The 13,027-nt window shown below is 70.1% G+C and carries 13 protein-coding genes; 6 read left to right on the top strand and 7 right to left on the bottom strand.

Annotated features, from left to right (window positions below):
- Positions 1-150: 150 nt before the first annotated feature.
- Positions 151-402 (top strand): DUF6139 family protein, encoded by a 252-nt coding sequence (locus JJ685_RS25445; protein WP_201677173.1) that lies wholly within the window; start codon positions 151-153, stop codon positions 400-402.
- A 244-nt stretch (positions 403-646) separates the two neighbouring features.
- Here JJ685_RS25445 and JJ685_RS25450 read toward each other — a convergent pair whose 3' ends face one another.
- Genes JJ685_RS25450 through JJ685_RS25460 form a run of 3 tightly spaced genes read right to left on the bottom strand, consistent with a single transcriptional unit; the run spans position 647 to position 6,457 of the window.
- Positions 647-2,020 carry an efflux transporter outer membrane subunit gene (locus JJ685_RS25450; protein ID WP_201677174.1) on the bottom strand — a complete coding sequence of 458 codons (1,374 nt, stop codon included), beginning with the start codon at positions 2,018-2,020 and terminating at the stop codon, positions 647-649.
- 5 nt (positions 2,021-2,025) lie between these two features.
- On the bottom strand, positions 2,026-5,199 hold the full coding sequence (locus JJ685_RS25455) for an efflux RND transporter permease subunit (RefSeq protein WP_201677175.1): 3,174 nt from the start codon (positions 5,197-5,199) through the stop codon (positions 2,026-2,028).
- A gap of 10 nt (positions 5,200-5,209) precedes the next feature.
- Positions 5,210-6,457, bottom strand: a complete 1,248-nt coding sequence (locus tag JJ685_RS25460) for an efflux RND transporter periplasmic adaptor subunit (RefSeq protein ID WP_201677176.1) — start codon at positions 6,455-6,457, stop codon at positions 5,210-5,212.
- A gap of 104 nt (positions 6,458-6,561) precedes the next feature.
- Here JJ685_RS25460 and JJ685_RS25465 point away from each other — a divergent pair, with 104 nt between their 5' ends.
- Entirely contained in the window at positions 6,562-7,179 is a 618-nt protein-coding gene (locus tag JJ685_RS25465) for a TetR family transcriptional regulator (RefSeq protein ID WP_201677177.1), read from the top strand.
- Between the two features lie 111 nt (positions 7,180-7,290).
- Here the strand turns inward: JJ685_RS25465 and JJ685_RS25470 are convergent, their stop codons facing one another.
- Positions 7,291-7,875, bottom strand: coding sequence for a hypothetical protein (locus tag JJ685_RS25470; protein ID WP_201677178.1), 585 nt, complete (start codon positions 7,873-7,875; stop codon positions 7,291-7,293).
- Positions 7,876-8,019: 144 nt separating this feature from the next.
- Positions 8,020-8,412: a hypothetical protein gene (locus JJ685_RS25475; protein ID WP_201677179.1), complete on the bottom strand. Its 393-nt coding sequence runs from the start codon at positions 8,410-8,412 to the stop codon at positions 8,020-8,022.
- 60 nt (positions 8,413-8,472) lie between these two features.
- Here JJ685_RS25475 and JJ685_RS25480 point away from each other — a divergent pair, with 60 nt between their 5' ends.
- The 3 genes from JJ685_RS25480 to JJ685_RS25490 are packed head-to-tail and all read left to right on the top strand — an operon-like array spanning position 8,473 to position 10,416.
- Entirely contained in the window at positions 8,473-8,964 is a 492-nt protein-coding gene (locus JJ685_RS25480; protein WP_201677180.1) for a cupin domain-containing protein, read from the top strand.
- A gap of 20 nt (positions 8,965-8,984) precedes the next feature.
- A complete protein-coding gene (locus JJ685_RS25485) occupies positions 8,985-9,941 on the top strand; it encodes an aldo/keto reductase (protein ID WP_201677181.1) in 957 nt (318 codons plus the stop codon).
- Between the two features lie 46 nt (positions 9,942-9,987).
- Positions 9,988-10,416, top strand: coding sequence for a hypothetical protein (locus JJ685_RS25490; RefSeq protein WP_201677182.1), 429 nt, complete (start codon positions 9,988-9,990; stop codon positions 10,414-10,416).
- Here JJ685_RS25490 and JJ685_RS25495 read toward each other — a convergent pair.
- Positions 10,382-10,996 (bottom strand): 3-keto-disaccharide hydrolase, encoded by a 615-nt coding sequence (locus JJ685_RS25495; RefSeq protein ID WP_201677183.1) that lies wholly within the window; start codon positions 10,994-10,996, stop codon positions 10,382-10,384. The genes JJ685_RS25490 and JJ685_RS25495 overlap by 35 nt on opposite strands.
- A gap of 104 nt (positions 10,997-11,100) precedes the next feature.
- On the opposite strand from JJ685_RS25495, the gene JJ685_RS25500 reads away from it, so the two are divergent.
- Positions 11,101-12,027 carry a diacylglycerol/lipid kinase family protein gene (locus tag JJ685_RS25500; RefSeq protein WP_201677184.1) on the top strand — a complete coding sequence of 309 codons (927 nt, stop codon included), beginning with the start codon at positions 11,101-11,103 and terminating at the stop codon, positions 12,025-12,027.
- A 3-nt stretch (positions 12,028-12,030) separates the two neighbouring features.
- Here JJ685_RS25500 and JJ685_RS25505 read toward each other — a convergent pair whose 3' ends face one another.
- On the bottom strand, positions 12,031-13,008 hold the full coding sequence (locus JJ685_RS25505) for a Bug family tripartite tricarboxylate transporter substrate binding protein (RefSeq protein ID WP_201677185.1): 978 nt from the start codon (positions 13,006-13,008) through the stop codon (positions 12,031-12,033).
- Positions 13,009-13,027: the final 19 nt, after the last annotated feature.

The following is a 13,027-nucleotide window of genomic DNA, read 5'->3' on the forward strand; positions in this document are numbered from 1 at the left end:
CCTCGGCTTAGGTCAGTCCCGTAATCGCCGGTCCTCGCCCGGGATTCCAGCTCGGCCGCACGCGGCCTGAATGGTGTTTGTCCTACTCCGGCCGGGATGGCCGCCTACCAGAATGAGCCCGTAGCCCACCCCCCGAAAGGACCTGTACCGATGAAAGTCGACATCTACCGGCGCGAGGAAGCCCAGCAGAAGTTCAGCTACCTCATCGTCCCGCAGGGACAGGACATCCCCCCGGAAGCGGACAACGTCGACTGGCACGTGCGCCAGCTCGCGGTGGACGTGGACGAGACGCAGGAACACCTGCACCCGTACGAGATCGACAATCCTCGCGCCCAGATCGCCGAAAAGGGTTACGCCATCACCAGCGTCTACCACCAGGTCCCGGCCCAGAGCGCTCCCTGACGCGGCGCGCCGCCAGAATTCGCCCGACCGCTCCTACGCGCGTCGGAAGAGGTGCGACGCGAATCGCCGCGTCGCACCGACGAGCGGGGCGTCGCCCCCGCCCGAAGATCGCTTCCTCAATCGAACGATCTCCAGGACGGAAAAGATGCTCGCCATTTCGCTGCTCTCCTCCATCGCCCAGTCGCGCTTCGGCCATTGGCTGCGCGCGCTCGCGACGCTGCCGCGGCGCACGCGCTACTGACGGTCAGGGGTTCCAGCCGCCGCCCAGCGAACGGTACAGCTGCACCTGGTTCTGCAGCCGTCCCAGCCGGACGCGCACCAGGTCCTGCTGCGCCGAGAAGAGCGACCTCTGCGCATCCAGCAGGTCCAGCGTGCTCGCCACGCCGTTCTGGTAGCGCAGCCCCGCGAGCCGGAAGCGCACGCTCTCCGCATCCACCACCGCGGCCTGCGCCCGCACCTGCTCGCTGTACGTGGCCCGGCCCGCCAGCGCATCGGCCACCTCGCGGAAGGCCTGCTGGATCGCGCGCTCGTACTGCGCCACGGCGATGTCGCGCGACACCTCGGTGGCGGCCAGGTTCGCGCGGTTGCGGCCGGCGTCGAACACGGTCTGCGCCAGCGAGGGGATCACCGTGTAGCCCCAGGCGCTGCCCTTGAACAGGCCGCCGAGGTCGGCGCTCGCCGTCCCGACGCCCGCGGTCAGCGTGATGCGCGGGAAGAAGGCCGCGCGGGCCGCCCCGATGTCCGCGTTGGCGGACATCAGCAGGTGCTCGGCCTGCTGCACGTCGGGACGCCGCACCAGCACTTCCGAAGGGAGGCCGGCCGGCACGTCGGGCAGGTCGACGCTGGCGGTCGTGACCTGGACCTCGAAGCGCGGATCCATCGGCTCGCCGACCAGCAGGGCCAGCGTATTGAGGTCGATGGCCCGCTGGCGCTGGAACTGGGCCAGGCTCGCGCGCGCCGTCTCGTACAAGGATTGCGCGAGGCGGAAGTCGATCTCAGAGGAGACGCCCTGCTCGAAGCGCAGCTTCATCAGGTCCATGGACTGCGCGCGCGTCTGCAGCGTCTGCTCGGTGAGCGCCAGCAGTTCCTCGTCGGCGGCGAGGTTCAGCCAGGTCGCGGCCACGTTCGCCACCAGGCTCATCTGCGCGGCATTGCGCCCTTCCTCGGTGGCGAGGAACTGCTGCAGCGCGGATTCGCTCAGGCTGGCGATGCGGCCGAAGAAATCCAGCTCCCACGCACTGAACGCAAGGTTGGCCTGGTACAGGGTCGTCTGCTGCGGTGCGTTGTTGATGAAGCTGGGCTGGCGCGCGGCGCTGGCGTTGAACGCCACCGTGGGGTACTTGTCCGCGTTGCGGATGTCGTACTGCGCCCGCGCCTGCGCGATGTTCAGCACCGCGATGCGCAGGTCGCGGTTGTTACGCAGGGCGGAGGCGATCAGCGAGCGCAGGCGCGCGTCGGTGAAGTACTGCTCCCAGCGCAGGTCGATGGCCGGCGTGCCCTCCTGCGCCGACGGATAGGGAAACGCACCCGGCACGGGCGCCGCGGGGCGCTCGTACTGCGGCATCTGGGAGCAGCCGGCCAGCACGAGGGCCGCGGTGAGCGCGCTCAGTTTCTTCATCGGTTTCATATCTGGTCCCCCGCGGTGGCGCCGGCGGGGATCTCGCGATCGCCCAGTTCATGCCGGTACAGCTTGCGCTGGCGTTCGCTGCCCTGGAAGAAGCCGCGCACCACCACGAAGAAGACGGGAACGAAGAACACCGCCAGGCCGGTGCCGGTGAGCATGCCGCCCAGCACGCCGGTGCCGATGGCACGCTGGCTCGCGGAGCCGGCACCGCTGGCGATGGCCAGCGGCAGCACGCCGAGGCCGAAGGCCATGGAGGTCATGATGATGGGGCGGAAGCGCAGGTGCGCCGCCGCCAGCGCCGCCTCGATCACGTTCTTGCCCTGGGCCTGCAGGTCCTTGGCGAATTCGATGATCAGGATGGCGTTCTTGGCCGACAGGCCGATGATCGTGATCAGGCCCACCTGGAAGTACACGTCGTTCGCGTATCCGCGCAGCAGCGTCGCGAGCAGCACGCCCAGCACGCCCAGCGGCACCACCAGGATCACCGCGAGCGGGATCGACCAGCTCTCGTACAGCGCCGCGAGGCACAGGAACACCGACAGGATGGCGAAGCCGTAGAGGATCAGCGCCTGCGCGCCGGCCTGCTTTTCCTCGCGCGACTGGCCGGTCCACTCGTAGGCGAAGCCGGACGGCAGTTGCGCCGCCAGCCGTTCCATCTCCGCCATCGCCGCGCCGGTGCTGTAGCCCGGTGCCGGCGCGCCCGAGATGCGCATCGCCGGATAGCCGTTGTAGCGCACCGCCTGCATGGCGCCCGTGATCCAGCGCGTGGTGGCGAAGGAGGCCATGGGCACCGCCTTGCCGGTGTTGGACATCACGTTCAGGCGCAGCAGGTCCTCCGGCTGCATCCGCGAAGGCGCGTCGGCCTGCACCACCACCCGCTGGAGGCGGCCGCGGTTCGGGAAGTCGTTGATGTAGGCCGAGCCCAGCGCGGTGGAGAGACCCGCGTTGATCGACTCGAAGCTCACGCCCAGCGCCTGCGCCTTGTCGCGGTCGATGTCCACCTGCAGCTGCGGCGCATCTTCGAGGCCGTCGGGGCGCACCTGCGCCAGCACCTTGCTCTGGGCGGCCATCCCCAGCAGCTGGTTGCGGGCGGCGACCAGGGCCTCGTGGCCGTTGCCGCCGCGGTCCTGCAGGCGGAAGGTGAAGCCGGAGGCGACGCCCAGTTCGGGGATGGGCGGCGGGCTCAGGGGGAAGATGAAGGCATCGCGGATGCGCGACAGGGCCCCGAAGGCGCGCCCCGCGACGGCGCCGGCCGAATGCTCCTCGCCCTGGCGCTCGTGCCAGTCCTTCAGCGTCACGAAGGCGAGCGCCGCGTTCTGGCCCTGCCCCGAGAAGGAGAAGCCCAGCACGCCCACCATGCTCTGCACCTCGGGCTGCTTGAGGATGAAGTCCTCCACCTGCTGCATCACGCTGCGCGTGCGCTCCAGCGTGGCGCCAGGGGGCAGCTGCACGTTGACGATGATGTAGCCCTGGTCCTCCTGCGGCAGGAAGGACGTGGGCAGGCGCGTGTAGATCAGCGCAGCGACCCCCGCGATCGCGGCGTAGATGACCAGGTAGCGGGCGGCGCGACGCAGGATGCGCGCGACGAAGCTCTCGTAGCCCTTGGCGGTGCGCCGGAACACGCGGTTGAAGGCGCCGAAGAAGCCGCGCTTTTCCTCGTGGTGGCCGGCGCTCACCTGCTTCAGCAGGGTCGCGCACAGGGCCGGCGTGAGCGACAGCGCCATGAAGGCCGAGCACGCGATCGAGGCCACCATCACGGCGGCGAACTGCCGGTAGATGTTGCCGGTGGAGCCGGCGAAGAAGGCCAGCGGCACGAACACCGAGATCAGCACCACCGTCACGCCGACGATGGCGCCCTGGATCTGGCTCATGGCCTTGCGCGTGGCCTCGCGCGGCGTCAGGCCCTCGTGGCTCATGATGCGCTCGACGTTCTCCACCACCACGATGGCGTCGTCCACCACGATGCCGATCACCAGCACCATGCCGAACATGGTCAGCACGTTGATCGAGAAGCCCAGTGCCAGCAGCGCGCCGAAGGTCCCCAGCAGGGCCACCGGCACCACCAGGGTCGGGATGATCGTGTAGCGCCAGTTCTGCAGGAACAGGAACATCACCAGGAACACCAGCACCACGGCTTCCAGCAGCGTCTCGACCACCTGCTTAATCGAGATGCGCACGAAGCGCGAGCTGTCGTACGGAATGTCCCATTTCATGCCGCGCGGGAAGTACGGCGCCAGCTCGGTCATGCGCTTGCGCACCGCGTCGGCCGTGGCCAGCGCGTTGCCGGTGGGCGAAAGCTGCACGCCGATGCCGGTGGAGGGCTTGCCGTTCAGGCGGGCGGAACTCGCGAAGGTCTGGGCGTTGAGCTCCACGCGGGCGACGTCCTTCAGCCGCACCGTCGAGCCCTCCGGGGTGGAGCGCAGCACGATGTTGCCGAACTGCTCCGGCGTGGTGAGCTGGCCCGGCACCACGATGGTCGCGGCGACCGACTGCCCCGGCACGTTGGGCAGGTCGCCGATGGTGCCGGCCGAGACCTGCGCGTTCTGCGCGCGGATCGCGTTGTTGACCTCGCTGGTGGACAGGTTGTAGCCCACCAGCTTCTCCGGGTCGATCCAGACGCGCATCGCGGCCTCGGTGCCGAACAGCTGCGCCTGGCCCACGCCGGGGATGCGCTGCAGCTCGGGCAGCACCGCGCGCGAGGCGTAGTCGCCCAGGTCCACCGGCGTGAAGTTCGGGTCGTCGGAGGACAGGGTCGTGAACAGCAGGAAGTTGGAGCGGGCCTTCTCCACCCGCACGCCCTGCTGCGTCACGGCCGCGGGGAGGCGCGGCGTCGCGCGCGCCAGCCGGTTCTGCACGTCGACCTGCGCCAGGTCGGGGTTGGTGCCGGGCTCGAAGCTGATGGTGATCTGGCCGACGCCGTTGGCCTGCGTGACCGACTCCATGTAGATCAGGCCGGGCGAGCCGTTCATTTCCTGCTCGACCACGCTGATGACGCTTTCCTCCAGCGTCTGCGCGGAAGCGCCCGGATAGACGGCGGTCAGCACGATGGACGGCGGCGCCACCGGCGGGTACTGCGCGATCGGCAGCTTGGTGATGGAGACCCCGCCGATCACCAGCAGGAACAGCGCGATCACCCACGCGAAGATGGGGCGGTCGATGAAGAACCTGGACATGCGGCTGTCCTCAGCTGCGGGCGGCGGCCTGCGAGGCGGCGGCGGATGCCGGGACCGCCGCCGCGGACGCGGCCGGTTTCGCGGGGGCGGCGGAGCCGGCCGGAACCGGCGTCGCGGCCCAGGGCACCGGTTTCACCGGCGCGCCGGGACGCAGCTTCTGGAAGCCGTCCACCATCACCTGCTCGCCGGGCTGCAGGCCCTCCAGCACGACCCACTGGCCGTTCTGCGAGCCGCCGATCTTGATCGTGCGCGGCGCCACCTGGCCGCTGGCGGCCACCACCATCACGGTGTCGCCCTGCGGCGAGCGCGTCACGGCCTGCTGCGGCAGCAGCATCGCGTGCTGCGCCTTGGCCTGCTCCACCTTCACGCGCACGTACATGCCGGGCAGCAGCATGGCGCGCGGGTTGGGCACCTCGGCGCGCAGCGTCACCTGGCCGGTGTTCTGGTCCACGCTCAGGTCGGCGAACAGCAGCCGCCCGGGCTGCGGATGCTCGGTGCCGTCTTCCAGCACCACGCGCACCTGCGCGCCCTCGGCGCCGGCGCGCTTGAGGCGGCCCTGCTCCAGCGAGCGGCGCAGGTTCATCACCTCGGAAACCGACTGCGTGAAGTTCACGAACAGCGGATCGATCTGCTGGATCACCGCCAGCGGCGTGGCCTCGCCCTGCCCCACCAGCGCCCCTTCGGTGACGAGCGAGCGGCCGATGCGGCCGGAGATCGGCGCCGTGACCGAGGCGTAGCCCAGGTTGATTTCGGCCGTGCGCACCGCGGCGCGCGCGGACGCGATGTCGGCCTCGGCGGTCTTCTCGGCCGCGACGGCATTGGCGTACTCCTGCTTGCTGATGGCGTTGGCTTCCGCCAGCGGCTTGTAGCGTTGCGCCAGGGCGCTGGCCTGCACGAAATTGGCCTCGGCCTTGGCGAGCGCGGCCCGCGCGCTCTGGTGGGCGGCGGCATACGGACCCGGGTCGATGCGGTACAGCACCTGGCCGGCGCGCACGTCGCTGCCTTCGCGGAACAGGCGCGACTGCACGATGCCGGCGGCGCGGGCACGCACCTGCGCCACGCGCGCGGGCTCGAGGCGGCCGGGCAGTTCGGTCACCAGGCCGACCTCGCCGGTGGCGACGGTGACCACGCCGACTTCCGGCGGCGGCGGCGCACCGCCTCCCGCGGCCGGCGCGGGCGAGCCCGTGCCCTGGCCGCAGCCGGTCAGCACGAGCAGGATGAGAAGGGACGCAAGGACCTGCGGCGTGCGGGCTGCCATGGTTCGTGTTCGGTGTGAGGATGGAAGGAGGAGGCGGTTGCTCGGGGCAGACCGGCGCAAGTCGCGAGTATACATACAGGCTTGCATGTATATTCCGGGGGGTCATGGTCCGCCGCTCCAAGGAAGACGCCCTCGCCACCCGCAACAGCCTGCTGGATGCGGCCGAGCGCGTGTTCCTCGCCCAGGGGGTGGCCGGAACCTCGCTCAACGACATCGCGCTGGAGGCCGGCACCACGCGCGGCGCCATCTACTGGCATTTCCGCGACAAGGCCGACCTGTTCAACGCAATGATGGACCGGGTCGTGATGCCCCTGCAGTGCGCACTGGAATCGGTGCAGCAGGCGCCCGGCGAGGATCCGCTGCCGCGGCTGAAGAAAGCCTTGCGCTCGGCCCTGCGCCAGACCGTGTCCGACCCCCAGACGCGCCGCGTCTTCGAGGTCGCCACCCACAAGGTCGAGTACGTGGACAGCCTCTGCGCCGTGCGCGAACGCCACCGGCACACGCGCGACCGCGTCGTGGGGCAGTTCCGGCAGGCGCTCCTGAAGAGCGCGGAGCTGCGCGGCGTGCGCCTGGACATCCCCGCGAGCGTCGCGGCACAGGGCCTGCACGCGCTGGTCGACGGCCTGATCCAGAACTGGCTGCTCGACCCGGAAGGCTTCGACCTCGAATCCGGCGGCAGCAAGGCGATCGACGCCTACCTGCGGGGCGTCGGCCTGCCATAGCGGAAAGGTCCGGCAGCGCCGGACCTTTCCTGCCCCATGGTGAGCTGGCAGGGAGGACCCCTCCTGCCCGCCAGCCCGGTCCTGACGCGGCCCGCCCCGGCCGCCCCTCTCTCAGGACTTGTTGAACTTCTTCTTCGCGTCGGCCACGCACTTGTCCTTCGTATCGCCCTTGAGGGCTTCGCAACGCTCCTTGGCGGCGGCGTATTGCGCGTCGGTCGTGTCCTTCGCGGCTTCCTTGCGTTCCTCGGCGGCAGCGGGCGAGTTCGCGCCCTTCTGCGCCGCCTTCATGTCGGCCTTGGCGTGGCCCTTGGCGGCCTCGTGCGCCGCCTTCGCGTCCTTCTTGCAGACGTCCTTGGCGTTACCCTTCATGTCGTCGCACTTTTCCTTGGCGACGTCGTAGGCGGCATCGGCCTTCGCCAGCTTCACCTTCTCGTCCGCCTTCGGGCTGGGCAGGTACTGCGATTCCAGTTCGGCCTTGGCGACCTTCTCCTTGCCCTTGGCGTCGGCCTTGCAGAGATCCTTCGCATTGCCGTTCATGCCGTCGCAGGCGGCCTTGTCGGCCTTGTACTGCGCCTCGATCTTGTCCTTGGCGGCCTTGTGCGCATCCTTGCTCATCGCGGCGTTGTCCGCGGCGAAGGCGCTTCCGGCGAAGCAGAGACAGAGGGCAGCGGCCAGTCCGATCAGGTCCTTCTTCATGGTTCCATTTCCTTTCCAGAGGTCATTGGGTACTTCCCTTCTAGGAAACGGCGAAGCCCCCTGCCCCAGCAGTAGGAGGCATGTGCCGGTGGTTGTCAGCCCGCGACTACAGCGCGCAAGCGCAGCGCTGCGATGCGATGCGGTTCAAGCCGCGACGATGAGTCGCGGGCGCAGTTCGCGGATGCGCTCTTCCACGTAGTAGCCGCCGTATTCCGTGTAGCGCAGGAAGGCGCGTCCGCACTGCACGCATTGCCACACGTCGCAACGGTTGTAGGGAAAGAAGGCCGGCGCGATCGGCGCGTCCGGCGACCAGCCATGCGTGCCGTCCGGGTGGTGTTCCTCGAGCGTGGGATCCTCGACCTGCGGCTGCCGCAGGCTCGCCACCTTGCGCAGCCGGTCGCGATCGAGCGAAGCCGGCAGGGACTCCCAGCCCGGCGCGCGAATGGCCGCGCAGGCGCGGCACGGCTGTTGCGGCAGCGCGGCCGCGAGGCGGCGCAAGCCTTCGGCGTCCAGCAGCGGCAGGTCGGTTCCGGTCATCGCCGCATTGTGCGCGAGCCGCCTTGAAGCCCGGGACCGCCCGTTGTACGCTGCCGCCCCATGACCGCCCCTCCCCCGCACGACCACGGCGCGCCGAAGTGGAAGCACGATGGCGTGCGCGTCATCCCGGGCAACCAGCTCGACCCCAACGTGCCCTCCACGCCGGGCATGGACCGCAAGGCCGCGATCGATTTCGCGCGCGTCGGCGCGCAGAAGCTGTGGGCCGGCACGGTCACCATCCACCCGAACGCGAAGACCGGCGCGCACCACCACGGCCACCTCGAAAGCGTGATCTACGTGGTGAAGGGCCGCGCGCGCATGCGCTGGGGCGAGCAGCTCGAATTCACCGCCGAGGCCGGACCCGGCGACTTCATCTACGTGCCGCCCTACGTGCCGCACCAGGAGATCAACGCCAGCTCCACCGAGGTGCTCGAGTGCGTCCTGTGCCGCAGCGACGGGCAGGCCGTCGCGATCAACCTGGACATCGAGCCGGTCGAAAAGCCGGAGCAGGTGCTGTGGGTCGATCCCACGCACCCGCACGGCGGCGTGTGAACGCAGCAAAGGATCAAGCGATGGACTACCGCCCCCTCGGCCGCTCGGAGCTGCAGGTCTCGCCCCTGTGCTTCGGCGGCAACGTGTTCGGCTGGACCGCCGACGAACGCACCTCCTTCTCGCTGCTCGATGCCTGGGTCGACGCGGGCTTCAACTTCGTCGACACCGCCGATGTCTATTCGCGCTGGGTCCCCGGCCACGCGGGCGGCGAATCCGAGGGCGTGATCGGCCGCTGGATCCGCCAGGGCGGCCGGCGCAGCAAGCTGGTGATCGCCACCAAGGTCGGCAACGACATGGGCGACGGCCGCATCGGCCTGAAGCCGGAGCGCATCCGCGAGGCGGTGGAGGCCTCGCTGCGACGGCTGCACGTGGAATGCATCGACCTGTACCAGGCGCACCGCGACGACGAGTCGACCCCGCTCGAAGCGACGCTGGAGGCCTTCGGCAAGCTCGTCGCCGAAGGCAAGGTGCGCGCGATCGGCGCGTCGAACTACACGGCACCGCGCCTGCACGCCGCGCTGGAGGCCAGCGCGCGGCTCGGCCTGCCGCGCTACGAGAGCCTGCAGCCCCTGTACAACCTCTACGACCGCTTCGACTTCGAGGAGGACCTGCAGGGCCTGTGCCGGCGCGAGCACGTCGGCGTCATCAACTACTACGCGCTGGCCGCGGGCTTCCTCACCGGCAAGTACCGCAGCCCCGAGGACGCTTCCAGGAGCCCGCGCGGCCGGATGGTGGTGCAGAAGTACCTCGATGCGCGCGGGCAGCGCATCGTGCGGGCGCTGGACGAGGCCGCCGAACGCAGCGGCGGCACACCGGGGCAGGTGGCGATCGCCTGGGCGATGGCGCAGCCGGCCGTCACCTCGCCGATCGCGAGCGCGACCTCGCTGGCCCAGCTGGAGGAACTGGCGAAGGCCGCGGAGCTGCGGCTCGATGCGGCCACGGTGGCGCTGCTCGACGAAGCCAGCGGGCCGCATTAGGCGGGCGATCCCAGCGGGGCGCCCGGATCGCCGAGAATCCGGGGTCGTGAAGCTCCGCACCCTGATCTTCCTCGGCCTGTTGCCGCTCCTGCTCGTGCTCGCCCTGCTGGTGCGCGAGATCGCGTGGCGGCACGGCCATCCGCTGGCGCAGCCGTCCGCGCCCGCGCCGGACGAAGCCTACGTGGCCGAGGTGCGCAGCCTGCCGGAGAGCCCCCTGCTCGCGCCCCAGAGCTCCGGCGTGTTCGTGCGCGGCCGCTGGGCGCTGCTGCGCAGCCTGCAGCCGCAGCTGGTGTTCGTCGGCTCCTGCGACAACGTCGACACCCGCTGGATGGGGCGCCGCCGCCTGGTCATCGAATGCCAGCTGCGCTCGGGCGAGCCGCGCCTGCTGCAGGCCCTGGTGGAGGACGTGGTGATCGAGCTGGTGATCCAGCCGCACTTCGCTAGAGCGCGCGCACCTGCACCTTTCGCCACTTGATCGGCCCGCCCGGGGCGTTGTTGGCCCCCGCGCCGTACTGCAGCGCGATGTAGCCCTGCGGGAACTTGCCGTCCTGCACGTCGACCGTCTGCACGCCGTTGAGCTTCACGACCAGGCGCGAGCCCTGCGCGGTGACCTCGTAGACGTTCCACTGTCCGCCCGCCTTGGGCATGGGCACGACCTTGGCGACGTTGACGATGGCACCGGTGCCGTAGGTGGGATCCGGGCGCTGGTCGAAGATGTTCACTTCGTAGGAGCTGGCGGCCTCGATCTTCTTCGGGTCGGTGGCGCGGATGAAGATGCCGCTGTTGGTGGTGGTGTCGGCCCAGAACTCGGCCCGCAGGGCGAAGTCGCGCCAGGTCTGCTTCGACACCAGGTAACCGCCGGCGCCGCGGTCGGCCACGATGGCGCCCTGCTCCGGTCGCCAGTTCGCCTCGCCGATGCGGTCGAAGTTCTCCAGCCCGCGCTCGCCGTCGATCAGCGTGGTCCAGCTGGGGCCCATGCCGGGCATGCTGGAACAACCCCACAGGACGCCTGCCGCGGCCAGCACGCCGCAGCCCAGGAAGGCCGATCTCTTCATGTTGTCTCCTGTCGTGGAAAAGGCGGGGAGATGCTACTTTCGTCCGCCTTCGGAAGGAAGGGGTCGACCCCGCATGGGCCGTCTGTGGGTATGCTCCATCGCCCATGGACAGCTCCGCCCAGGCGCGCACCCGCGCACTCGTCCTGCTGAACGCTCGCTCCGGCACCGGTTGCGGGCCGGAGCGCGGCGAGGAGATCGCCGGCCTGTTCGCCCGCAGCGGGATGGAAGCCGAGGTGGTGCTCGCGCGCGCGGACGAGGACTTCCGCTCCGCCATGGACCGCGCGCGCGCCGCGGGCACGCGGCTGGTGGTCGCCGGCGGCGGCGACGGCACCCAGGCCGCGGTGGCTTCCCACCTGGCCGGCACCGAGGGCGTGCAGGGAGTGCTGCCGCTGGGCACCCTGAACCATTTCGCCAAGGACCTCGGCATCCCGCTGGAACTGGAAGACGCGGTCCGCACCATCGCCGGCGGCCGCGAGCTGGCGGTGGACGTGGGCGAGGTGAACGGCCGGATCTTCATCAACAACTCCAGCCTCGGCCTCTACCCCGAGATCGTGCGCGAGCGGGAGCGGCAGCGCATGCGGCTGGGCAAGGGCAAGTGGCGGGCGCTCGCGAGCGCCAGCCTGCACGCCACCCAGCGCCCGCACCGGATCGCGGTGCGCATCGAATCGGAGGACGGGGCCCAGGCGCGACGCACGCCCTTCGTCTTCGTCGGCAACAACCGCTACACGATGGAGGGCTTCGGCATCGGCGAGCGCGAGAGCCTGCAGGGCGGCGAGCTCGTACTCTACATGGGCCGGCGGAGCGGCCGGCTGGCGCTGGTCCAGCTGGCACTGCGCGCCCTGCTCAAGCGGCTGGACCAGGCCGGGGATTTCGAGGTCGTGACCGGCGCCGGCTTCGTGATCAGCACCAGCGATCCGCGCATGCGCGTTGCCACCGATGGCGAGATCACCATGATGGACACGCCGCTGCACTACCGCATCCGCCCCGGCGCATTGCGGGTGATGGTGCCGCAGCCGCCGGCCGCCGCTTGAGCCTCACTCGCCCGTGATCTTGCGGTCGCGCACGATGGCGCCCCACTTGGCCGATTCCTTGCGAATGAAGTCGCCCAGCTCCGCCCGCGTGGTGGGCTGCGGCGTGAGGCCGTGCTTCAGGAGCTGCTCGCGGATCGAGGCATCGTTCAGCACCTTCACGATCTCCTGGTTCCAGCGGTCGAGGAGCGGCGCGGGCGTCTTCGCGGACGCGACGAAGGCATACCAGTTCAGCGCCTCGAAGCCGGGGTAGCCGGACTCCGCGACCGTCGGCACGTTGGGCATGTAGGCCGGCCGCGCGAGCCCGGTGGTCGCCAGCGGCGTGAGCTTGCCCGACTCGATGTGCGGCAGCGCGGTGGGCGGCGCCGCGAAGTAGGCGGTGAAGCGGCCGGCCAGCAGGTCCGGCATCGCCGCCGAGCCGCCCTTGTACGGCACGTGGGTCATTTCGACCTTGGCCTGCTGCGCGAACAGCTCGCCCGTGAGGTGCGAGGCAGAGCCGGGGCCGGTCGACGCAAAGGTGACGCTGCCCGCCTCCTTGCGCGCCAGGGCCACGAAGTCGGCCACGGACTTGATCCCCGAATTCGCATTGACCACCAGCACGTTCGGGAAGTTGACGCCGCCGGAGAGGGGCGCGAGATCCTTGAACGGGTCGTAGCCCACCTTCATCATGTGCGGGGCGATCGTCAGCGGGCCGATGGAGCCGAGGAGGATCATCGAGCCGTCGGCGGGCCCGTTGGCCACCAGCTGGTGGGCGATGTTGCCGCCCGCGCCGGCCTTGTTGTCCACCACCACGCTCTGGCCGATGTTGTCGCCCAGCTTCTTGGCGATCAGGCGGGCGGCGGCATCGGCCGCGCCGCCGGGCGCGAAACCGACCACCATGGTGACGGGCTTCTTCGGCGGGAAGTCCTGGGCCTGGCCGGCGCCTGCCAGGGCGAAGGCGGCGCATGCGAAGGCACCGGTGCGCAACAGCTCGCGCTTGTTCATTGCATGTCTCCTCGTTGAT

The organism is Ramlibacter monticola, from assembly GCF_016722785.1.
Lineage (GTDB): Bacteria > Pseudomonadota > Gammaproteobacteria > Burkholderiales > Burkholderiaceae_C > Ramlibacter > Ramlibacter monticola.

What these genes read in the sequence shown, in the direction of transcription:
- JJ685_RS25505 (WP_201677185.1), bottom strand. Translation starts at nt 13,008, where the DNA reads ATGAACAAGCGCGAGCTGTTGCGCACCGGTGCCTTCGCATGCGCCGCC.
- JJ685_RS25455 (WP_201677175.1), bottom strand. Translation starts at nt 5,199, where the DNA reads ATGTCCAGGTTCTTCATCGACCGCCCCATCTTCGCGTGGGTGATCGCG.
- JJ685_RS25500 (WP_201677184.1), top strand. Translation starts at nt 11,101, where the DNA reads ATGGACAGCTCCGCCCAGGCGCGCACCCGCGCACTCGTCCTGCTGAAC.
- JJ685_RS25475 (WP_201677179.1), bottom strand. Translation starts at nt 8,412, where the DNA reads ATGACCGGAACCGACCTGCCGCTGCTGGACGCCGAAGGCTTGCGCCGC.
- JJ685_RS25480 (WP_201677180.1), top strand. Translation starts at nt 8,473, where the DNA reads ATGACCGCCCCTCCCCCGCACGACCACGGCGCGCCGAAGTGGAAGCAC.
- JJ685_RS25450 (WP_201677174.1), bottom strand. Translation starts at nt 2,020, where the DNA reads ATGAAGAAACTGAGCGCGCTCACCGCGGCCCTCGTGCTGGCCGGCTGC.
- JJ685_RS25445 (WP_201677173.1), top strand. Translation starts at nt 151, where the DNA reads ATGAAAGTCGACATCTACCGGCGCGAGGAAGCCCAGCAGAAGTTCAGC.
- JJ685_RS25460 (WP_201677176.1), bottom strand. Translation starts at nt 6,457, where the DNA reads ATGGCAGCCCGCACGCCGCAGGTCCTTGCGTCCCTTCTCATCCTGCTC.
- JJ685_RS25495 (WP_201677183.1), bottom strand. Translation starts at nt 10,996, where the DNA reads ATGAAGAGATCGGCCTTCCTGGGCTGCGGCGTGCTGGCCGCGGCAGGC.
- JJ685_RS25465 (WP_201677177.1), top strand. Translation starts at nt 6,562, where the DNA reads ATGGTCCGCCGCTCCAAGGAAGACGCCCTCGCCACCCGCAACAGCCTG.
- JJ685_RS25485 (WP_201677181.1), top strand. Translation starts at nt 8,985, where the DNA reads ATGGACTACCGCCCCCTCGGCCGCTCGGAGCTGCAGGTCTCGCCCCTG.
- JJ685_RS25470 (WP_201677178.1), bottom strand. Translation starts at nt 7,875, where the DNA reads ATGAAGAAGGACCTGATCGGACTGGCCGCTGCCCTCTGTCTCTGCTTC.